General features: G+C 60.4%; 20 protein-coding genes and 1 riboswitch. Of the genes, 12 read left to right on the forward strand and 8 right to left on the reverse strand.

The features are described from left to right. Positions 1-52: 52 nt before the first annotated feature. On the forward strand, positions 53-856 hold the full coding sequence (locus ACST81_RS10645) for a helix-turn-helix transcriptional regulator (RefSeq protein ID WP_438753163.1): 804 nt from the start codon (positions 53-55) through the stop codon (positions 854-856). 256 nt (positions 857-1112) lie between these two features. On the opposite strand, the gene ACST81_RS10650 is transcribed toward ACST81_RS10645, so the two are convergent. From ACST81_RS10650 to ACST81_RS10675, 6 genes are all read right to left on the reverse strand, one after another. Beyond that, positions 1113-1586 (reverse strand): 6,7-dimethyl-8-ribityllumazine synthase, encoded by a 474-nt coding sequence (locus tag ACST81_RS10650; protein WP_438753499.1) that lies wholly within the window; start codon positions 1584-1586, stop codon positions 1113-1115. A gap of 92 nt (positions 1587-1678) precedes the next feature. Beyond that, a riboswitch (FMN riboswitch) is annotated at positions 1679-1826 on the reverse strand. 129 nt (positions 1827-1955) lie between these two features. Next, positions 1956-3020 carry an ABC transporter ATP-binding protein gene (locus tag ACST81_RS10655; protein WP_438753166.1) on the reverse strand — a complete coding sequence of 355 codons (1065 nt, stop codon included), beginning with the start codon at positions 3018-3020 and terminating at the stop codon, positions 1956-1958. A 14-nt stretch (positions 3021-3034) separates the two neighbouring features. Next, complete coding sequence (locus ACST81_RS10660; RefSeq protein ID WP_438753168.1) at positions 3035-3826, reverse strand: ABC transporter permease; 792 nt, start codon at positions 3824-3826, stop codon at positions 3035-3037. Beyond that, positions 3823-4698 carry an ABC transporter permease gene (locus ACST81_RS10665; protein ID WP_438753170.1) on the reverse strand — a complete coding sequence of 292 codons (876 nt, stop codon included), beginning with the start codon at positions 4696-4698 and terminating at the stop codon, positions 3823-3825. Before ACST81_RS10665 ends, ACST81_RS10660 begins: the two co-directional genes overlap by 4 nt. A 124-nt stretch (positions 4699-4822) precedes the next feature. Next, a complete protein-coding gene (locus tag ACST81_RS10670) occupies positions 4823-5929 on the reverse strand; it encodes an ABC transporter substrate-binding protein (protein WP_438753173.1) in 1107 nt (368 codons plus the stop codon). Between the two features lie 235 nt (positions 5930-6164). Further along, complete coding sequence (locus ACST81_RS10675) at positions 6165-7043, reverse strand: MurR/RpiR family transcriptional regulator (RefSeq protein ID WP_438753175.1); 879 nt, start codon at positions 7041-7043, stop codon at positions 6165-6167. 260 nt (positions 7044-7303) lie between these two features. Here ACST81_RS10675 and ACST81_RS10680 point away from each other — a divergent pair, with 260 nt between their 5' ends. From ACST81_RS10680 to ACST81_RS10730, 11 genes are all read left to right on the forward strand, one after another. Next, entirely contained in the window at positions 7304-8065 is a 762-nt protein-coding gene (locus ACST81_RS10680) for an N-formylglutamate amidohydrolase (protein WP_438753177.1), read from the forward strand. Between the two features lie 139 nt (positions 8066-8204). Continuing rightward, positions 8205-8714, forward strand: coding sequence for a TRAP transporter small permease subunit (locus tag ACST81_RS10685; protein WP_438753180.1), 510 nt, complete (start codon positions 8205-8207; stop codon positions 8712-8714). Further along, the gene (locus tag ACST81_RS10690; protein WP_438753183.1) at positions 8711-10033 is read left to right on the forward strand and encodes a TRAP transporter large permease; all 1323 of its coding nucleotides are present in this window, start codon (positions 8711-8713) and stop codon (positions 10031-10033) included. Before ACST81_RS10685 ends, ACST81_RS10690 begins: the two co-directional genes overlap by 4 nt. 135 nt (positions 10034-10168) lie before the next feature. Further along, positions 10169-11224, forward strand: coding sequence for a TRAP transporter substrate-binding protein (locus ACST81_RS10695; RefSeq protein ID WP_438753184.1), 1056 nt, complete (start codon positions 10169-10171; stop codon positions 11222-11224). A gap of 93 nt (positions 11225-11317) precedes the next feature. Next, positions 11318-12688 (forward strand): glutamine synthetase family protein, encoded by a 1371-nt coding sequence (locus ACST81_RS10700; protein WP_438753186.1) that lies wholly within the window; start codon positions 11318-11320, stop codon positions 12686-12688. Positions 12689-12768: 80 nt separating this feature from the next. Then, positions 12769-13221 carry a helix-turn-helix domain-containing protein gene (locus tag ACST81_RS10705; RefSeq protein WP_438753188.1) on the forward strand — a complete coding sequence of 151 codons (453 nt, stop codon included), beginning with the start codon at positions 12769-12771 and terminating at the stop codon, positions 13219-13221. After that, positions 13214-13630 (forward strand): type II toxin-antitoxin system VapC family toxin, encoded by a 417-nt coding sequence (locus ACST81_RS10710; RefSeq protein ID WP_438753191.1) that lies wholly within the window; start codon positions 13214-13216, stop codon positions 13628-13630. Before ACST81_RS10705 ends, ACST81_RS10710 begins: the two co-directional genes overlap by 8 nt. Positions 13631-13646: 16 nt before the next feature. Beyond that, positions 13647-15026, forward strand: coding sequence for an aldehyde dehydrogenase family protein (locus tag ACST81_RS10715; protein WP_438753193.1), 1380 nt, complete (start codon positions 13647-13649; stop codon positions 15024-15026). 3 nt (positions 15027-15029) lie between these two features. Further along, a complete protein-coding gene (locus ACST81_RS10720) occupies positions 15030-16175 on the forward strand; it encodes an iron-containing alcohol dehydrogenase (protein WP_438753195.1) in 1146 nt (381 codons plus the stop codon). A 288-nt stretch (positions 16176-16463) separates the two neighbouring features. After that, positions 16464-17249, forward strand: coding sequence for an AAA family ATPase (locus tag ACST81_RS10725; RefSeq protein WP_438753197.1), 786 nt, complete (start codon positions 16464-16466; stop codon positions 17247-17249). Positions 17250-17460: 211 nt separating this feature from the next. After that, complete coding sequence (locus ACST81_RS10730; RefSeq protein WP_438753199.1) at positions 17461-18153, forward strand: AAA family ATPase; 693 nt, start codon at positions 17461-17463, stop codon at positions 18151-18153. Between the two features lie 69 nt (positions 18154-18222). On the opposite strand, the gene ACST81_RS10735 is transcribed toward ACST81_RS10730, so the two are convergent. Both ACST81_RS10735 and ACST81_RS10740 read right to left on the reverse strand, forming a co-directional pair. After that, positions 18223-19512 carry an NAD(P)/FAD-dependent oxidoreductase gene (locus ACST81_RS10735; RefSeq protein WP_438753202.1) on the reverse strand — a complete coding sequence of 430 codons (1290 nt, stop codon included), beginning with the start codon at positions 19510-19512 and terminating at the stop codon, positions 18223-18225. 371 nt (positions 19513-19883) lie between these two features. Continuing rightward, positions 19884-21260: a L,D-transpeptidase family protein gene (locus ACST81_RS10740; protein WP_438753204.1), complete on the reverse strand. Its 1377-nt coding sequence runs from the start codon at positions 21258-21260 to the stop codon at positions 19884-19886. Positions 21261-21319 lie beyond the last annotated feature (59 nt).

The raw sequence follows: 21319 nt of genomic DNA on the forward strand, positions 1-21319 counted from the left end.
TATGCCTCGCAGGCAGTTGCCATTCTTTTTCGCAGAATCCGGGCTTGGGTGCATGGGCATTGATCTCGAAGCATTGTTCAGGACAATCGGTCCGATGATCGGTGGCGGCGGCACCGGCGACGATGAAGCGGGCGGTGTCTTCTGTTCGCTGATGCGCTCGCTGGTGACGTTCGATTATGCCGTGATCTTTGCCTATCGCGAGAAGGAACGGCCGATCGATCTCTACAGCACGTTCACGCCGGATGAACATGTCGTCTTCGTCAGCCTGTACCAGGCCGGTCCGTTCCTGCTCGATCCGTTCTATCACGCCGCCCGGGAGCCGAAACCGGGCGTCTGGCGCATGCGCGAACTTGCCCCGGATCGATTCTTCTCCAGCGAATATTTCCGCAGCTATTACATGCAGACAGGGCTGGCGGAGGAGATCGGCTTCTTTATCGTGCTGGAGGAGGGTATAACCGTCGTCTTGTCGCTGATGCGGCGGGAAGGGTCGGGCGTGTTTTCAGGCGCGGAGTTTGCGCTTTTGAAGAAGGCCGAGCCGATGGTTGCTGGCCTCGTGCATCATGCCTTTCGGGATCTCGGGCGGCGTTTCGATGCGGCGCTTGCCAAGAGCACGAAGGGCGGACGCAAGTCGGCGCATCCGGCTGCCGACCGCGTCTGGCGCAATCTCAACCTGACGGAACGGGAGGCTTCGATCATCGAACTGGTGCTGCAGGGGCATTCGTCGGAATCGATCGGATTGAGGCTTGGTATATCGACCGGAACCGTGAAGGTTCACCGCCGCAATGTCTACCGCAAGCTCGGAATTTCGTCGCAGACGCAGTTGTTGTCGATCTATCTGAAGAACCTGGGGCAGTAATCCCGTTGGCAGGTCACGAAAGCCAAGAGGCTGTTGGTCTTTCGGCTCGCGGCGAACTCCCGCCGGTAATGTTGGTTCGTCAGCGTCCTCTCTTCTCCGTCATTCTCGCCCTTGTGGCGGGAATCCAGCCGCCGCGCGTCTGCGCGGCGAGAGACCCTTGCTCGCAAAAAAGAGTCCTTCGCACCGCGGACGCGGTGCTGCTGGATCCCGGAACAAGTCCGGGATGACGGAGGAGGTTAAACGCAGCCGGCTTTTATTACGCAGCCAAGAGTGCCAGCTGGGCGCGAGCCTGCAGGATCTGCGAGGTCGCATTGGCGGCTTCTGTGCCCTTGATGACGAAATGGTCGCGGAAGAAGCGGATATGCGCTTCCGATTCCTGGAAATGATGCGGCGTCAGCACGGTGGACAGCACGGGAACACCGGTATCGAGCTGGACGCGCATCATCGCGTCGAGCACGGTGCCGGCAACGAAATCGTGACGATAGATCCCGCCATCGACGACGAAGGCGGAGCCGATGATCGCCGAGAAGCGGCCGGTCTTGGCGAGCGTCTGCGCATGCAGCGGGATTTCCAGCGCGCCGGGAACGTCGAAGATTTCGACGTCGGATGCCTTGCCGCCGAGCTTTTCCCACTGGGCGACGAAGGCGTTGACGCACTGGTCGACGATATCGGCATGCCAGCGGGCGCGGATGATGGCGATTTTCTGGGTGGGGTTCGAAGCAATTGTCATGTCAGTCTGGCCTTTCAAGGTTGCCATTTTTCAATGATCCCCTTGGGCGAACGCACAGGCGCGGAACGTCCTTTTCGGGCGTCGCCTCGTCTGCTTGCTCTCTTCCATCCGGACTTTAACCGTCGGCTCCGGAATTCAACCGGATCTGCTGACCCTCATGCAAAAACATGAAGCGCTCGCGGGCTCCGGGATATCCCCGTTACCGCCGGTGGGGAGTTTCACCCCGCCCTGAGAACGTACGCTAACGACTATAAAGCCTGACACTTCCTGGTCAAACGCGGCAAGCGACGCCGGACATGAAAAAGGCGACAGATTTTTTCTTAAAAACCTCTCGCCTGAAACATAATTTTCCGCAGGAAGCAGAAGGGCTTACTCGCGGATGATCAGCAGGTCGCTGGCGGTGAAGCGCAGTGTTACCGTTTCGCCGACAGCAGGCGGATTGAGGCCCGGCGCGTTGAACATGTCGAAGGAAATAACGGCATTGCCGACCTTCATGCGCGTGCGGATGACGGAACCGAGGAAGTTGCTGGACACGACTTCGCCGGTGAGCGCGGTATCGCCCTTGGCGCCTTCGGCGATCGAGCCGGCTTCCGGGCGTAGTGCAAGCGAGACGGTGTCGCCGGCCTTGGCGATGGCGCCGAGCGGTTCACGAAGAGTGATGCCCTGGTCGCCAATCGCGATTCGGTTGCTGGCGGGATCGACGACCTTCGCCTCGATCAGGTTCAGCGTTCCGACGAAGGAGGCGACGAATCGGGTCGCCGGCTTGTTGTAGATGTCGAACGGTGTGCCGATCTGGTCGGCGCGGCCGGCATTCATGACGACGATGCGGTCGGAAATGGACAGTGCCTCTTCCTGGTCGTGTGTGACGAAGACGGTGGTGATGCCGAGTTGCTGCTGGATCATCCGGATTTCTTCGCGCAGCGAGACGCGAATCTTGGCGTCGAGCGCCGACAGCGGCTCGTCGAGCAGCAGGACCTGTGGTTTCGGCGCAAGCGCACGGGCGAGCGCCACGCGCTGCTGCTGGCCGCCCGACATCTGGTAGGGGTAACGGTCGGCCAGATGACCCAGATGGATCAGGCCGAGCATTTCCTTGACGCGGTCGTCGACCTCGGCTTTCGGCTTGCCGGCGACCTTGAGGCCGAAGGCAACGTTTTCGGCGACGTTCATGTTGGGGAAGAGTGCGTAGGCCTGAAACACCATGCCGATATTGCGCTGGTTGGGTTTCAGGTTTTCCTGGCTCTTGCCGCCGATCTCGATCCTGCCGCCGGTTGGGGTCTCGAAGCCTGCGATCATGCGCAGGATGGTGGTCTTGCCGCAGCCGGAGGGTCCGAGGAAGGAGACGAATTCGCCCTTTTCGATGCCCATGTTGAAGTCTTTGACGACCTGCACGGCTCCGAAGGATTTCTGGATATTGGTCAGTGTAAGAAACGACATACGTAAAATATCCCTCAAGCCTTGCGGGGGGCGGATTTGGAGAAGCGGCTGACGAGTTGAATCAGAGACAGGCAGCCCCAGGTGATGGCGAAGGCGATGACCGAGAGCGCAAAGGGCTCATAGGCCTTGTTGGCGCCGATCCGCTGGAGATACGGTCCGAATGCCGGCCGATCGAGAAGGGCCGCCAAGGTGAACTCGCCGATGACGATCGCGAAGGTGAGGAACGCGCCGGACAGGACGGCCGGAACGACGTTCGGGAGAATGACGCGGCCGAGAATGGTCGCCCAGCCGGCGCCGAGACTTTGCGCCGCTTCCGTCAGCGTTCCGACATCTACGGTTCTAAGGCCCGTATCGACCGCGCGGTACATATAGGGCAGGGCCAGAATGGTATAACCGAAGGCCAGCAGCACGTTCGTTCCCATGATAGAGCCGGTGAGCGGCAGCCAGCTTGAGGTGTTGTAGAGCCGGATATAGCCGAAGACGATGACGATGGCCGGAATGACCAGCGGCATCAGCGTCAGGAACTCGACGTAAGGCCGCGCCCACGGCATCTTGAGACGCACCCAATAGGCCGTCGGCACGACGATCAGGATGCCGATGACGATGGTCACCAGCGCCATGATCACGGAATAGCCGAAGGTCTGCTGAAATTGCGGATCGGCAAACACGCTGACATAGGCGTCGAAGCTGTAGACGCCGCGCCGGGCCTTCATCGAAAATTCGAACAGGCCGCCGAGCGGAACGAAGAAATAGAGCAGGCCGAAGATCAGTGCGGCCCAGCCGGCAATGCGCGCCCAGATACTCATTTCAGCCACCTTTCGGCGCGGATGCGCAGCCAGATATAAATGATATTCGCGATAGCGGTGACGACGATCATGCCGAAGGCCATGGCATAGCCGAGGTTCGGATTGCCCAGCACATCGCCGCGGATCTGCGCGTAGAGTTGGATCGGCACGATGTTGAGGCTGGACCCGGTAAGCGCGATCGCTGTCGCCACGGCGCCGAAGGCATTGGCGAACAGGAGTGCGAAGGTGCCGAGCAGCGACGGAAACAGGATCGGAAAGGCGACCATGCGCCAGTATTGCGTGGCCGTCGCGCCAAGCACTTCGGCGGCTTCACGCCATTCCTTCTTCAGTCCCTCCAGCGCCGGCGCGATGATCAGGATCATCAGTGGAATCTGGAAGAAGAGATAGGTAACGGTCAGGCCCCAGAAGCTCAGGATGCTGAAGCCGAGGTCACGCTGGAGAACGATGCCGAAATTATTGCGCAAGAAGAGCGTGACGAGACCGACAGGCCCGAATGTGGCAAGGAATGCGAAGGCAAGCGGCACGCCGGCAAAGTTCGAGGCAACGCCCGAAAACGTCAAGAGCGGCGACTTGACCCAGCTTGGCACGGCGCCAAACACGACCGCCGCCGCCATGGCGAAGCCGATGATGCAGCCAAGCCCGGCGGAGGCGAATGATATCTTCACCGATATCCAGTAGCTGGATGGAATCGTCCCGTTTTGCAGATCGATGAGATTCTGCAGGGTGAAGGAGCCGTCACTGGCCTGAAACGCACCGATGATGATGTGCATGGTCGGTAGAATCAAAAACATCGTGACGAAGATCACGAAGGGCATGAGGCCTACCCATGTCAGGGGAAGGCGAAAACGGCGTGCGGAAGGAGCCTGGTTCATCTCGTCGATCTTCGCGCTCAGCGCTTTCGGTGTTCATTTATGGCCAAAATAAGGCTTGTCGTTCGTATATGGCAAGCCCCGGCCCGCACCGGCGGGCCGGGGCTCTTTTCAGCAGCTCAAAAGCTTACTGGACATTCGCGCCAACGACGCTGTCCCAACCGCCGGTGACGGCGGCCTTGTTTGCGTTCTGCTCTTCAACCGTCGGAAAGACGGCGGCTTCATAGGCTGCTGCCGGCGGCAGGGCATCGATCAGGTCCTGCGGAACCTTGCCGGCCTTGACCATGGCGTTGAAGCGAGCCGGGTGGCAATAGCCCTTAAGCCACAGGTTCTGGCCTTCGTCGGAATACAGGTATTCCATCCAGAGCTTGGCGGCGTTCGGGTGCGGAGCGTAGGCCGAGATGCCCTGAACGTAGACACCGGCGAGAACGCCCGTCTTCGGAACGACGACTTCAACCGGCGGGTTGCCCTTCAGTTCGTCGCGCCATGCCAGCGCGTTGTAGTCCCAGGCAACGGCGATCGGGGTTGCGCCCTGAGCGATCGTGCCGGCCTTGGCGATGACCGGAACGAAGTTGCCGGCCTTGTTCAGTTCGGCGAAGTATTCGAGACCGGCCTTGCCGGACTCTTCGCCAGCCTTTGCGCCCTTGTGGAGGCCGGCTGCGAGAACGGCCAGGATCGCCTGGTTGGAGGCGCGCGGGTCACCGGCGAGAGCCACCTGACCGGCATATTCCGGCTTGGTGAGATCAGCCCAGTCGGCCGGAACGTTCTGAACGAGGTCCTTGTTCACGATGAGCGAGAGAACGCCATAATAGTCGCCGTACCAGTAGCCTTCGGCATCCTTGATGGTGTCCGGAATTTCGTCCCAGGTCGAAACCTTGTACGGCTGCAGCAGGCCATCGGCCTTCATCTGCGGACCGAAGGCGAGACCGACGTCGACAACGTCAGGAGCCTGCGGGCCCTTGTTGTCCTTGTTCGCCTTGATGGCTTCGACTTCATCGGCCGAGCCGGCGTCGGGGTTCAGTTCGTTGACCTGGATTTCCGGATACTTGGCCTTGAAGCCGGCAATGACGTCACCGTAACCGCACCAGCTGTGGGGCAGGGCAACGGTGGTCAGGGCGCCTTCAGCCTTGGCGGCAGCGATCAGCTCCGCGCTCGGCTCCGCGTATGCAAGAGCAGACGAGGTCATGACGATGGCTGTAGTGAGCGAAAGCAGGCGTCTCGTATGTGACATCACGGGTGTTCTCCTTTTGTGTGTCAGTCAACTTCGGCGAAGCTGATACTGGGGTCCGATGAAGCTTATGTGACAGGCAATGTCCGCTTTGCGACCAGAGGTTCGCAGGCAGAACACCTTCATTTTATTTTCAAATTTGAATCCGACCGGTTCCGGTCGGCTTCCTCATGTTGTGAATGTCAGGCCGCGACATCAAGCGCCGGCAATGCCGGCATCGCGTCCGATGCGTCTTCTCCTTCTAAAGCGGCTTGCGAAAAAGCCGTGTTGAATCGAACAGTCCCTCGAGCGTCTTCATGCGGTCGCGCGTCTCGTCCCAGATGGAACTCTGCACCGCCTCGATCAGCGCCTCGACTGCAAACAGGATGACGACCGAGCTGTCCCAGGCGGACGGCGCCTCGATCTGGATGCGGAACACATGCCGGGCGGCCTTGGCGACCGGTGAGCTCCACTGGTCGGTGAAAAGGATGATCTCGATGTCGCGTTCGCGGGCGATGCGGGCAAGCGTCACCATTTCCTGTTCGTAACGGCGGATATCGAACATGATCAGGACGTCGCCCTTTTTCATGTCGAGGACATAATGCGGCCAGGAGCTCGAATTGGCGGCGATCTGGGTGACGCCGGAGCGGATCACCTGCAGGTGCGTGAAGAAATAGTCGGCCAAGGCGCGGGTAATGCGGCCGCCGACCAGGTAGACATTGCGCTTGCGGTCGGCGATCAGCGCCGCCGCTCCGTCGAACTCGGCCGTTTCCAGCTGGGCGAGGGTGGCGCGCATATTGTTCATCGTCGCATCGGCGAAGCGATTGAGAATATGTGTGCCCGGCGCGTTGGCGGCCCAACGGTCATGCTTGTTGATCGGATTGGAAATCGTTGCTTCCAACTCCTGGTGGAGCCGGGCCTGAAAATCGGGGAAACCGCGGAAGCCGAGCTTCTGCACCATGCGGGCGACGGTCGGCGTGGACACGCCCGCGTTCTCGGCGACAGTCGTTATGCTGCCGAGCCCGGAAACCGGGTAATTGTCGAGAAGCGTCTCCGCCAGCTGCTTCTCCGCGCGGGTGAGCACGGTGAAGTGGGCATTGATCACATCCGACACCGTCATGGTGTCCGCCGTGCTTGTCATCTGATCCCCTGGAGCTGGTCTCTGCCAGCTTTGTGACAGAGTAAACATCGCTGTCACAATTCGAGTCAATTGATTTTTTGAAGAGATCGTTTCAGATTCAGGTTGACACTCATCAAAACGTGAAGAATTCTTTTCATCGCCGACCTACGCTGCCTGTGCGGGCAGGAAGGGGCGCTCGCGTGCTGTTTTCGCGTCTGTTCCCGAGCCGAGTTTGTGCAGAGGGATATGTCGCCGAACAGGCAACCGGAAGGGGACCGGAGTTGACGGGACTTTTGACAGAGGCGGATGGTTCGCCCGTGGCAGTGGAAAATCCGGATGCGCTCGGCCCGGTCCTGCTGGTCTGCGAGCATGCGTCGCGCCGCCTGCCCGAAAAGATGGGTTCCCTTGGCCTTTCCGGCGAAGCGCTTGCCAGCCATATCGCCTGGGATCCCGGCGCGCTTGCCGTCTCCAAATTGCTGACCGAAAGCCTCGATGCCGCGCTGATTCATCAGCGCTTCTCCCGTCTGATTTACGATTGCAATCGCCCGCCGGAGGCAGACGCCGCCATGCCGGCCGTCAGCGAAGTCTTCCAGATTTCCGGCAATGCCGCGATTTCGCCAGCCGAGCGGCTGGCGCGCACGAAGGCGCTTTACTTTCCATTTCGTGACGCGCTGTCGAACTTCATCGCCGCCCGCAAGGCGAGTGGCCGCCCGCCGATTCTCGTCACCGTGCACACGTTCACGCCGGTCTATCACGGCCAGCAGCGCGACGTCGAAATCGGCATCCTGCACGACAGCGACAGTCGCCTTGCCGACCGCATGCTGGCATCCGCTGAAAAATCGCCACGGTATGCCGTGCGCCGCAACGAGCCCTATGGACCGGTCGACGGCGTCACGCATACACTGATCGAGCATGGTTTGAAGAACGGCCTGCCCAACGTAATGATCGAGATCCGAAACGATCTCGTTCGAGATGAAGTCGGCCAGAAGGTCATGGCCGACTATCTGACGGGCCTGCTGGGCGAAAGCCTGGCGGCACTGTGACAATAAAAGACCTGGGGAAATATGCATCCGTGGAGACGGGGATGACGATAAACTGGAGAGGCAAAGCGGATGCTTGCAGTGCACTACCGGAGGGCCGGTCCGGCGGCTGATGCCGTTTCTGTTGGAGGGGGACCGCTCCATGTATAATTTCATTCGGACTTACGTGCGTTTCGTTGATACGTTCAATCGCAGAGTCGGCATTTTTGCGATGTATCTGATTTTCGCGATGTTCGCGATCCTGCTCTATTCGTCCGTGTCCAAGGCATTCCATCTGCCGGCCAACTGGACGCTGGAATCCGCGCAGTTCACCATGGCCGCTTATTATATGCTCGGTGGCGCCTTCGCGATGCAGGCCGGCGATCATGTGCGCATGGATTTGTTCTACGGATCGTGGTCGTTGCGCAAGCGGGCGGCTTTCGACCTCATCACCGCGGGTGCGCTGATCGTGTTCCTCGGCTTCATGCTGTATGGCGGCATCACCAGCACGATCTACGCAATCACCTTCAAGGAAAAGAGTTTCTCCGCCTGGGCGCCCTACATGGCGCCGCTCAAGATCGTCATGACCTTCGGTGTCGTAATGATGCTGGCGCAGGCCACTTCGTCGCTCTTCAAGGATATCGCTGAATTGCGGGGAAGGCCGATCGCATGAGCTATGAATTCATCGCAATAACGATGTTCGCGGCCATGATGGTGCTGCTGCTCACCGGGCAGCGCGTCTTTGCGGTCATCGGCTTCGTCGGCGTCGTCGCCGCCTATCTTCTCTGGGGTACGGGCGGGTCCGAGATGGGCTTTGCTTCGGCAATGAAGCTCGTCAAATGGTATCCGATGCTGACCGTGCCCATGTTCATTTTCATGGGCTACATGCTGTCGGAATCCGGCATCGCCGAAGACCTCTACAAGGCTTTCCACGTCTGGATGGGGCCAATCAACGGCGGTCTCGCGCTCGGCACGATCGGCCTCATGGTAATCATCTCGGCCATGAATGGCTTGTCCGTCGCCGGCATGGCGATCGGGGCAACAATCGCGCTGCCGGAACTGTTGCGGCGCGGCTACGACAAGGTGATGACGACCGGCGTGGTACAGGGCGGCTCGACGCTCGGCATCCTCATTCCGCCGAGCATCGTTCTCGTGCTCTACGGCATGATCGCCCGCGTACCGGTCGGGCAGCTCTGGCTTGCCGGCGTCTTCCCGGGCCTGTTGATGGCCGCGTTGATGGCGATCTATGTCTATGTCCGCTGCCGGATCAATCCGTCGCTTGGCCCAGCATTGCCACCGGAAGAGCGGAAAGTGCCGCTGGGCGAGAAGCTGAGGCTTCTGACGGCGGGCATCCTGCCGCTCGGTATCTTCACGCTGATGATGTGGCTGTTCCTGAGCGGCATCGCGAGCCTCGTGGAAAGCTCGGCCGTCGGCGCGATCTCCTCGGCGATTGTCGCCTGGGCCCGCGGTCGCCTGACGGCGCGGCTCTGGAGTGAGGTCCTGCAGAAGACGCTTGGCATCACCTGCATGTTCATGTGGATCCTGATCGCCTCGCTCTGCTTCGGCGCCGTTTTCGATGGGCTTGGCGCGGTGAAATCGATCGAGCGGTTCTTCCTCGGAGACCTCGGCCTCGAGCCCTGGCAGGTGCTGGTGCTGATGCAGCTTTCGTTCCTGATCATGGGCATGTTTCTGGACGATACGGCGATGCTCGTCATCGTCGCGCCGCTCTACATCCCGCTGGTCCAGAAGCTCGGTTTCGACCTGGTCTGGTACGGTGTGCTCTACACGATCACCTGCCAGATCGCCTATATCACGCCGCCCTTCGGCTATAACCTGTTCATGATGCGCGCCATGGCGCCACCCGGAATCACCATGTCCGACATCTACAAGTCGATCTGGCCGTTCGTCGGGATCATGATTGCAAGCCTGATCATCATCGGCTGCTTCCCGGAGATCGCGACATGGCTGCCGGAGAATTTCTACGCGAAGTGACAATGAACGACATCCCGGCGGGAAGCCGCCGGGATGCGACGGGAGTAATGGGCCGACAAAAGAAAAACACGATCGACCGACCGGGATGAACGGCCGTTTCCGGTAAACGAGACCTATAACCAGAGGGATAGAGACATGACCAACAGACGGCAATTTCTCACACGGGCTGGGGCGGTGACCTTGGGCGCTACCGGTGCCGCAACGCTCTCCACGCCGGCGATCGTGAAGGCGCAGACGGCCATCAAATGGCGTTTCCAGACCTATGCCGGTGCCGCACTCGGCGAGCACGTCACCAAGCCGATCGTCGATGCGATCAACGCGGCGGCCAAGGGCGAGCTTGAAATCGAGCTTTACTACGCAGACCAGATCGTCCCGACCGGCGAGCTCTTCCGCGCGCTTCAGGCCGGCACGATCGATGCCGTCCATTCGGACGACGATTCCATGGCTTCGCCTGCGGACGTCGCCACCTTTGGCGGCTATTTCCCGCTCGCCACCAAGCAGATTCTCGACGTGCCCGTGCTCTTTAAGCAATACGGTCTCGCCGACATCTGGAAGTCTTCCTATGAGAAGGTCGGCGGCGTCGTATGGCTCTCGTCTTCGGGCCAGGATCCCTGCCACTTCAATACCAAGAAGCCGATCACCTCGCTCAAGGACCTCGAAGGGCTGCGGCTCTACACTTTCCCGACCGCCGGGCGCTTCCTCAGCCAGTTCGGCGTCGTGCCGGTCACCATTCCCTACGAGGATGCGCAGGTGGCTGTCCAGACCGGCGAGCTTGACGGCATGGCCTGGTCCGGCATCACCGAGGACTACACGGTGGGCTGGGCCGATGTGACCGACCATTTCCTGACGAACAATATTTCCGGTGCCTGGATCGGCTCCTTCTTCGTCAACGAGCAGAAATGGGCGGAATTGCCGGAGCACCTCAAGGGGCTTGTCCTGACGGCAATCGAATCCGGCAACAACTATCGCAACCAGTGGTACTGGGGCGGCGAAGCCAAACTGCGTGCCGGGGGCGACAAGCTCAAACTGACCAGCATTTCGGCCGCCGACTGGAAGCCTGTCGAGGAAGCCGCCAAGGTTTTCTGGAAGGAGATTGCCGGACAGAGCGAGACAGCTGCAAAGGTCGTCAAGATCTTCGAGGACTACAATGCCGTCCTCGAGAAAGCCGGACCGCCCTACACGAACGGATGATGGGTTCAGCCCGCACAATGAAGGCTCGGGAGCAATCCCGGGCCACCTCCAAATGAGAAACCCGAGAAGGGTCTGAACCGCCAGGGTAACGTCATGAGCACGACTTATACATTCGAACAGTTGAAGAAGGATGTTGCCGAAGGCCGCATCGATACCGTCCTGGCCTGCCAGATCGACATGCAGGGAAGGCTGATGGGCAAAAGGTTCCATGCACAGTTCTTCGTCGATAGCGCTTGGGAAGAAACCCATAGCTGCAACTATCTTTTGGCGACCGATATGGAGATGGACACCGTCTCCGGCTACAAGTCGACGAGTTGGGAAGCCGGCTACGGCGATTATACGATGAAGCCGGATCTTTCGACGCTTCGCCGGATCCCGTGGCTTGAAGGCACGGCGCTGGTTCTCTGCGACATGCTCGACCACCACACCCACAAGGAAGTCCCGCACTCGCCGCGCGCCATCCTGAAGAAGCAGGTTGCCCGGCTAGAGGCGATGGGCCTGAAAGCCTTCATGGCGACGGAACTCGAATTCTTCCTGTTCGACCAGTCCTATGATGACGCGCGCAAAAGCGGCTACCGCGACCTGAAGCTCGTCAGCGGCTACAACGAAGACTATCACATCTTCCAGACCACCAAGGAAGAAGACGTGATGCGGGCGATCCGCAACGGCCTGCAGGGCGCCGGCATTCCGGTTGAAAACACCAAAGGCGAAGCGTCCGCTGGCCAGGAAGAGGTCAACGTCCGCTACGCCGACGCGCTGACCATGGCCGACCGGCATGTGATCATCAAGAACGGTTGCAAGGAAATCGCCTGGTCTCGTGGCAAGGCGATCACCTTCCTCGCCAAGTGGAACTACGATGCTGCCGGCTCCTCGTCGCACATCCACCAGTCGCTGTGGAGTGCCGACGGCAAGACGCCGAGATTCTTCGACAAGGATGCCGAATACGGCATGTCGGACCTGATGCGCCACTATGTGGCCGGTCTTTTGACCCACGCCGGGGAAATCACCTATTTCCTGGCGCCCTATATCAATTCCTACAAGCGCTTCGTCGCCGGCACGTTTGCGCCGACCAAGGCCGTCTGGAGCAAGGACAACCGCACGGCCGGTTATCGCCTCTGCGGCGAGGGCTCGAAGGCCATCCGCATCGAGTGCCGCGTCGGCGGCTCCGACCTCAATCCCTATCTGGCCATGGCGGCGCTGATCGCGGCCGGTATCGCCGGCATCGAGGGCAAGATGGAGCTTGAAGCACCCTTCGTCGGTGACGCCTATGGCGGCAACAACGTCCGCGAAATTCCGCGCACGCTGCGTGATGCCGCTGCAGCTCTCAACAGTTCCAAGATGCTGCTCGACGCCTTCGGCGAGGACGTCATCGAGCACTATACCCGCGCCGCCGAATGGGAGCAGGAAGAATATGACCGCCGGGTGACGGACTGGGAGGTGGCGAGGGGGTTTGAGCGGGCTTGAGATAATCGCAACGCAGCGGTCGGATTGTTGCTTTCTTCGCAAGGTGCTAGAATGTCTAGATTATTGGCGAGGATTTCGGCATGAGTGGTATCGACAGTGCATGGTTCCATGAACAACTGGCCCGGAAAAGCGCTTCACTGCGGGACCTCGCCCGCTTCATGGAACTCGACCCGAGCGCCGTGTCACGCATGCTGAACGGCGAACGCAAGATGAGCGCAGAGGAACAGGATAACATTGCGGCCTTTCTCGGCGCCGCCCTTCAAGATGTCGCCGCGCATCGGCGTGGCGGCATTTCGGGTTTTGGCGAGACCAAGCAGGAGGCCTATGTTCCGGAGCCGATGAAGATGTTTACAAAGGACGACGTCATCTACAAGGACGGCAAGCGCTATATGGAAACGGAAGACGGCAGGCTTCTGGAATTGCATCCTGCCTATGGGTGTATGGAGGGAACAATCACGATACCGCCTGGTGTTGATTTGACAGAACCGATGGACTGGGGCGAGGACTGGGGCGACAAGCTTTACAATGAATAGCCGTTTTTTGCTCGATACCTGTTTCGTGATCTGGATGTCGCAGAAAGAGCTTATCGCTCCAGCAGCTTTGGAGGCGTTGGGCAACAGCAAGACGCGGCAGATTCCGGTTTTCGTATCTGCAGTGACAGCTTGGGAAATGGCTATGCTCCTTGCGAAGGGCCGTTTGCGCGAAACGCGAAGTGCGGAGCGTTGGTACAGCGATTTTCTGAAGGATGGTGAATTCACCGAGCAGCCGGTCACCGCCACTCTCTTCATAGCCTCTTGTTCTTTGCCGTTTCTCAACCACAAGGACCCGATTGACCGCATCCTCATCGCGACCGCACGCGAGAACGACTTGACCATCATCACGCGCGACCGCGCAATCCTTTCCTACGGCGAAGCGGGCCATGTCCGTACGCTGGCCTGTTGAAATTTCGGAGACACTGATGACCATGATCCAATGCATTTCCCCGGTGAACGGGGAAGTTTACGCGGAGCGCCCCGCCGTTGACGCAGCTACCGCTTCGGCGGTGGTTGCGCGTGCGCGCGCTGCACAGAAAAGCTGGGCGAAGCTCGCCGTCGAGGACCGGGTGAAGCTGGTTCTGTCCGGTGTCGCACGGCTTAACGAAATGGTCGACGAGGTCGTGCCGGAACTCGCCTGGCAGATGGGCCGACCGGTGCGTTACGGCGGCGAGTTCCGCGGTTTCAACGAGCGCTCCAATTATGTCGCTACGATCGCCGCCGATGCACTTGCTCCGATCGTCGTCGAAAACAGCGGCAATTTCGAGCGCCGCATCGAGCGCGTCGCTCACGGTGTCGTCTTTGTCATCGCGCCGTGGAACTACCCATACATGACGGCAATCAACACGGTCGCGCCGGCGCTGATGGCGGGCAATGCCGTCATCCTCAAGCATGCCAGCCAGACCATCCTGGTCGGCGAGCGCATGGTGCGCGCCTTCGTCGAAGCCGGCGTTCCGGAAGACATCTTCCAGAACATCTTCCTCGATCACGTCACGACCTCGTCGCTGATCGCGGCCAAGAGCTTCGATTTCGTCAATTTCACCGGTTCCGTCGAGGGCGGCCGGTCGATCGAGCGGGCGGCGGCCGGCACCTTTACCGGGCTTGGCCTCGAGCTTGGCGGCAAGGATCCCGGTTATGTCATGGAAGACGCCGATCTGGATGCCGCCGTCGATACGCTGATGGATGGCGCCATGTTCAACTCCGGGCAGTGCTGCTGCGGCATCGAGCGTATCTATGTGAACGAAAACCTTTACGACGATTTCGTCGAGAAGGCCGTGGCCTTTGCGTCTGCCTACAAGCTCGGCAATCCGCTGGAGCAGGAAACTTCTCTCGGCCCGATGGCGCACAAGCGTTTTGCCGCCGAGGTGCGCGCGCAGACAGCCGAGGCCGTCGCCAAGGGTGCCAAGGCTCTGGTCGATCCGAAACTCTTCCCGGCCGACGACGGCGGCGCTTATCTTGGCCCCCAGGTTCTGGTCGATGTCGATCACTCCATGAAGGTCATGACGGAAGAGAGCTTCGGCCCGGTCGTCGGCATCATGAAGGTGAAGAACGACGCCGAGGCGCTGGCGCTGATGAACGATTGCAAATACGGCCTGACGACGTCGCTGTGGACGAAGGATGCCGAACGCGCCGCGCGCATTGGCCAGGACCTCGAAACCGGCACCGTCTTCATGAACCGCGCAGATTATCTCGATCCGGCGCTCTGCTGGACCGGCGTCAAGGAAACCGGACGCGGCGGCTCGCTGTCGGTCATCGGTTTCCAGAACCTGACCCGCCCGAAATCCTACCACCTCAAGAAAGCCTGACCCATGACCATCACTGCCAACTGGAGCTACCCGACATCCATCAAATTCGGGGCAGGGCGCATCAAGGAACTCGCCGACCATTGCAAGGCAGTCGGCATCAAGAGGCCGCTGCTGATCACCGACCGTGGCTTGGCGCCGATGCCGATCACGCAAAGCGCGCTCGATAGTCTCGACGCAGCCGGTCTCGGCCGCGCGCTGTTCGCCGATGTCGACAGCAATCCGACGGACATCAATCTCGATGCCGGCGTCAAGGCCTTCAAGGCCGGCGGCCATGACGGCGTGATCGCCTTCGGTGGCGGTTCGGGCCTTGATCTCGGCAAGGCCGTCGCCTTCATGGCCGGCCAGAGCCGTCCGGTCTGGGATTTCGAGGATGTCGGCGACTGGTGGACACGGGCCAGCGTCGAGGGCATCGCCCCGATCATCGCCGTGCCGACCACGGCCGGCACCGGTTCGGAAGTCGGCCGCGCATCGGTGATCACCAACTCGCAGACGCACACGAAGAAGGTCATCTTCCATCCGAAGTTCCTGCCCGCGATCACCATCTGCGATCCGGAACTGACGGTCGGCATGCCGAAGGTGATCACCGCCGGCACCGGCATGGACGCCTTTGCCCATTGCCTGGAAGCGTATTCCTCGCCCTTCTACCATCCAATGTCGGCCGGCATCGCGCTGGAAGGCCTGCGGCTCGTCAAGGAATATCTGCCGCGCGCCTATAAGGACGGTACCGATATCGAAGCCCGGGCCCATATGATGTCGGCCGCCGCCATGGGTGCTGTTGCCTTCCAGAAAGGGCTCGGCGCCATTCATTCGCTGTCGCATCCGGTGGGCGCGATCTACAACACCCATCACGGCATGACCAATGCCGTCGTCATGCCGCCGGTGCTGCGTTTCAATCGCCCGGCGATCGAAGGGAAGATCGCCCAGGCCGCCGCCTATCTCGGCATTTCCGGCGGTTACGACGGATTCTACGACTATGTCCTGAAGCTGCGCGAAGACCTCGGCGTTCCGGACAAGCTGTCGGCGCTCGGCGTCGGCACCGACCGCATCGACGAAATGGCCGCCATGGCGATCGTCGATCCGACGGCTGGCGGCAATCCGGTCGAATTGACGCTTGATGCCGCCAAGCAGTTGTTCAAGGACTGCATCTAAACAAACGTGCGGTTTGCCGCTTACTGCATAATTCCTTAAATCGGAATCGATTTAAGGATAAAATTATGCAGCAGATTTAAAGTGTTACAGCGACCTTTGCGCGTCATATTTGACGCGCGGCGCTGTAGCAGCATCAACAATTCAGGAGGGCCAGCATCTGCGCTGGCCCTTTTGTTTTCCGGCCAAGGATTGTTTGCCGTTTTTTAATCCCGTTTTGCAACCTTGTTGATGGAGACGCGCGACCTTCGAGGCGGATCGGGTGCGTGCGGTGCGGGTTCCGGAAGCAACATGGCGATCATTTCAATTGCGAATGCAAAAGGCGGCACCGGCAAGACGACGGCGGCCGTGCTGCTTGCCATGGAGTTTGCCCAAAGGGGCGGCAAGGTCGTGATCCTCGATTGTGATCCGCTGGCCTTCGCCGCCAAATGGCACGGCCTGCCCAGGTCGATCGACGTCATTTCCATCGTGACGGGTGTTGCCTTTGCCAATCTCGGCGGCAATCTGCGCGTGCTACAGGGGCAGGCCTCGCATATCATCGTCGATCTCTCCTGCGCCCGCGATGCGCTCGTGGCGCTTGCCGCCGGTCTTTCGGATTTGGTTCTCATTCCGGTGCAGGGATGCGCCATGGATGCGCAGGGCGCCGCCCATGTGCTCGATCTCGTCGGACAGGTGCAGAGCAATGCGCGTGGCCACATCAATCATGCGGTGGTGCTGACCCGCGTCAATTCCTTCGTCACCACGCGCGCCATGCGCAGCGTCAAGGCGCTGCTTGCCAGTCGTGGTGTTGCCTTCCTGGATGTCCCCATCATGGAGCGGAGTGCCTATCGCGACATGTTTGAACATGGCGGCTCGCTCTATGCGATGGATGAAGGCCGGGTCAGCAATCTTGCCAAAGCACTCGCCAACATGCAGGCGCTGGCGCTTGAGGTCGAACGCTGCATCGCCGGGCCAAAGCATCTGCAGTCGAATTGCAGCCTGGCCCGTATTGGCTACAAGGCTCCGGCCGAAGTTTCGCCGCCCTGGAAGCGCGCGGCCGGACCAACCGATCCCGACGTCTTCCATATCGATCTCTGACGTCGAGCTTTTCTCCATTTTATCAAGAGACTCGCCCGAGACTCTCTTGAATTCCGTTCGACGGCGTTCAGCAATCGTTAATTCTCGGGAGGGCTGTATTCAGACTTTGTTAACCACGTTCTGGAAGATTTGATTAACCGAAGCGCGATGGTTTTCGAGCGTTAGACGGGAGCCATGCCGGGGCTCGGACTTCTTTCAGACAGGAACAGACATGCCAGTCATTACATTCGCGAATACAAAGGGCGGCGCGGGCAAGACGACCGCCGCACTCATCCTGGCAACCGAGCTTGCCCGCCACGGCGCCCGCGTCACCATCCTTGATGCTGACCCGCAGCACTGGATTTCCCACTGGCATGATATTTCCGGCAAAATTCCGAATGTCGATGTCATCTCCTATGTGACCATGGCCTCCATCCAGGGACACATCAACGAGAACAAAGCAAAGACCGACTATTTCATCATCGACCTGGCCGGCGCGCGCAACACGCTGATGGCAACCGCGATCGGCCTGTCCGATCACGTCATGATCCCGATCCAGGGCTGTGCGATGGACGCGAAAGGCGGCGCCCAGGTTCTCGAACTGCTCGGCTATCTCAAGGAAAAGGCCGGCGTCGATATTCCCCATTCGGTCGTGCTCACCCGCGTCAATTCGCTGGTTACCACCCGCGCGCTGCAGGTCGTCAAGCAGCTACTGGCCCAGCGCGCCGTGCATGTGCTGGAAACGCCGATCATCGAACGCTCGGCCTTCCGTGATATCTTCGACTGTGGCGGCACGCTCCAGACCATGGACCCGCACCGGGTCAGCAATCTCGACAAGGCCTGCGAGAATGCCCGCGCCTTCGGAGACGAAGTCCGCAAGCTGTTGCCGCTTCGTCTCACCGGCGGTATGCGCCGCGCCGCCTGATCGGTCATCCTCTTCGATGAAAAAACGGGCCGCGCATCGATTGCGCGGCCCGTTTTGTTGAGACGGCGGTCAGAACCGCCGGTCGATGAAATGCTTGGCCTGTGCGCCGACATGGTAGAAGGCGGACTTCATGCTGCGCCACGGGTCTGGCGTCACGGGCGTTTCGAGGATGGGCAGGGCAGCGGGCTCGCCCGTCACATGATTGGCAAGTGCTCGGCCGAAGACGGTGCCGGGCGCGATGCCGCGGCCATTATAGCCGCTGACGGAAAAGACGTTCGGCGCCATCACATGCATCTGCGGCAGGTTGTTGGTGGTCATGCCGATGCGGCCGTCCCACCAGTATTCGAAGCGGATATCGCCAAGCGCTGGAAACAGCTTGCGCAACGACCGTTCGGCGAAAGCCCGGTGCGTGCCTTCCGCCAGCGTATCGAGCCGGCCGACGCTGCCGAAGATCAGCCGGTTCTGCTGGTCCATGCGGAAGGACGTCATGACGAGGCCTGTGTCCCAGCAGCCTTGCCGTTCGGGCAGGATGGAGCGGGCGAGATTGTCCGATAGCGGCGTGGTGGCAAACTGGAAATAGGGCAGGATCGTCAGTTCCTGGGTGTAGCTGGTCCAGGGCGTCTGGCTCAGCATGTCGCCATAGGCATTGGTGGCGACGATGACGGACTTGGCCGTGATCGTGCCGTTGCCGGCCGACAGTTTCCACAAGTCACCGGCGCGGGTCGCCGAACGAAGCGGGGTATCGGTATAGATCTGCGCGCCAGCGGCAAGGGCCGCGCGGGCAAGGCCACGGGCGTAGGCAAGCGGCTGGATCGTGCCGGCGCGCCGGTCGAGCAGGGCGCCGGCAAAACCTTCAGCGCCTGTCAGCGCGGTTGCCCGGTTTGCGTCGAGAACCTCCACCGGCGCGCCGAAGGTTTTCCATTGACGTTCGCGGTCTTGAATGTCCTTGACGCCTTCCGGGCCAACAGCCAAGTGAAGCGTGCCGTTACGCACGGCTTCGCAAGGCATGTCGTGCTTTTCGACGAGTTGGTAGACCAGCGACGGGCCGTCACCGAGTTCGCGCAGCAGCCGGGTTCCGACCTCCTTGCCGAGCGTGGCGATCAGGTCCTCGGGCTTCGTCCACATGCCGGCATTGACCAGGCCGACATTGCGGCCTGAGCCGCCGAACCCGATCATCTTCGCCTCGGCGACCGCGGCCGTGACGCCCTTCTCGGCGAGATGCAGGGCGGCGGAGAGACCGGTAAAGCCGCCGCCGATGATGGCGACATCAACGGTGATATCGCTGGAGAGCGGTCGGGTTTCGGGAGCGGCGGGCGCCGTTGCATGCCATAGGTTCGGAAGGGTGCGTTCGGCGGCCATCAAGGCATTCCTCGTCTGTCGGTTTTGGTCTTCGATGTCTCCGACAGATAACGCATCGCGGCAATGTTTTTTTATGAGAATATCTGATGAAGTCATGATCCCGGGCATTGCTGCCGACCTGCTGGAAAAGGTCTGCACAAATGGAAAGGTCGTGGCGCGCTTCCAAGCTCAACGCCACGACCCTGATGTCCATTCTTCGCGAAATCGTACCCTAATATCGCTTTTTCCGACCGTAGACACGTATCGGCGAATACTTTCGTGCTGAAGGTCTCAGGTCGCGGTTTGATCGCCGAGCCTGATGACCGTCATTTTCGCCTACAAAAGGTCTTCGTCACTCCCCCAAATAGGGGAGCTGAGATATTTTTTCATTCTCAGTCGAGAAATTCGACCGTGGTCCCCACACTGACCATCTTGGCCAGTTCCGTTGCGTCCCAGTTGGTGAGGCGCACGCAGCCATGGCTCTGGGTCTTGCCGATCTTCGATGGTTCCGGCGTGCCGTGAATGCCGTAGGTCGGTTTGGATAGCGCAATCCAGACGGTGCCGACCGGACCGTTCGGACCAGGCTGCAGGGTAAGCACCTTGTCGTTTTCGCCCTGCTTGAAGTTGATCTTCGGATTGTAGGTGTAGCCCGGATCAAAGGCGATGCGATCGACCTGCACCGTGCCGGACGGCGACGGTGTATCCGACGAGCCGATCGTGGCCGGATAGGCCGCAACGAGCGCACCGGCGTCGTCATAGGCGAAGATCTGCTTGCGGTATTTGTCGGCAACGATGCGGGCGACCTTGCCCTTCTTCACCTCGCCGGGATTGATCACCTTGATGATCGTGCCGGGAATGGTGAAATCGATGCCGGGATTGAGTTCGCGCAGATAGGCCTCGTCCATGTGGAATTTCTCGCCCAGCATCTCCGTCGTTGCGGTGAAGGAGAGATGCGGCAGGGCGGCCTTGTGGGCGTAATCTTCCGGGATAGAGGCGACGTAGGGACCGGCGGCATCCGCCGCGGTGATCGTGTAGGTGGTTATCGGCAGCCCGCCGGTGAACCGCAGTCGCTCGAGGATGTCATCGGTATTGTTCGGATCCAGCGTCTCGCCAGTCGCCTGCTGCCAGGCTTCGATCGCCTTGGTGACGTTCGAGCCGGTCTTGCCATCGATCACACCAGGCGAAAAGCCTTCGCGATCGAGGAAGACCTGCAGAGCGGTGATTTCGGCGCTCGACTTCTTGCCGATGCGGGCTGCGGCCGGCAGCGTCTGGCGCTGCGGCTGCATGTCTTGCGTCGGCTCGGACGGCAGGGCAACCATGTCGTTCTCGTCCGGTTGCGACGGTAAGGCCCCGCGTTCGACGCTGGGCGGCGTGACATCGCGGTAATCCGGGATCGAGCCGGTCACATCGCCGGGCTGCGAGAAGTTCTGGTCAGGATAGCCTTGGTCGGAGAAGCCGAAGCCCTGATTGTTATAGGCCTCGCGATTCATGTCGCGGCGGCGCATGGTATTACGCTCGCGGCCCGTCCCCATAACGGTCGCGACGATATTGCCCCAGCTGTCGACCAAAACGGTGCGGCCCCGATGGTCGCGCATCATCCGCACTTCACCCGATTCGGGGATGTAATCGAGTATTTCACCTTGTGGCGTCACCAGCACGGCGTTGTCGGGCAGGCGGCCAAACGCGTCCTGTGCCTTCGCGTTAGAGGTAAGCGCGAGCGGGCTGGCGCAGGCAAAAAGGGCGATACTGAATCGTAATGCGAACGTCACGGTAAACCTGTTGTCTGGCAGTTGAGCTCGGGGCGTACAAATCAAATGGGACGGTAATA

It is taken from the genome of Pararhizobium sp. O133 (genome assembly GCF_051669845.1).
Classification (GTDB): domain Bacteria; phylum Pseudomonadota; class Alphaproteobacteria; order Rhizobiales; family Rhizobiaceae; genus Pararhizobium.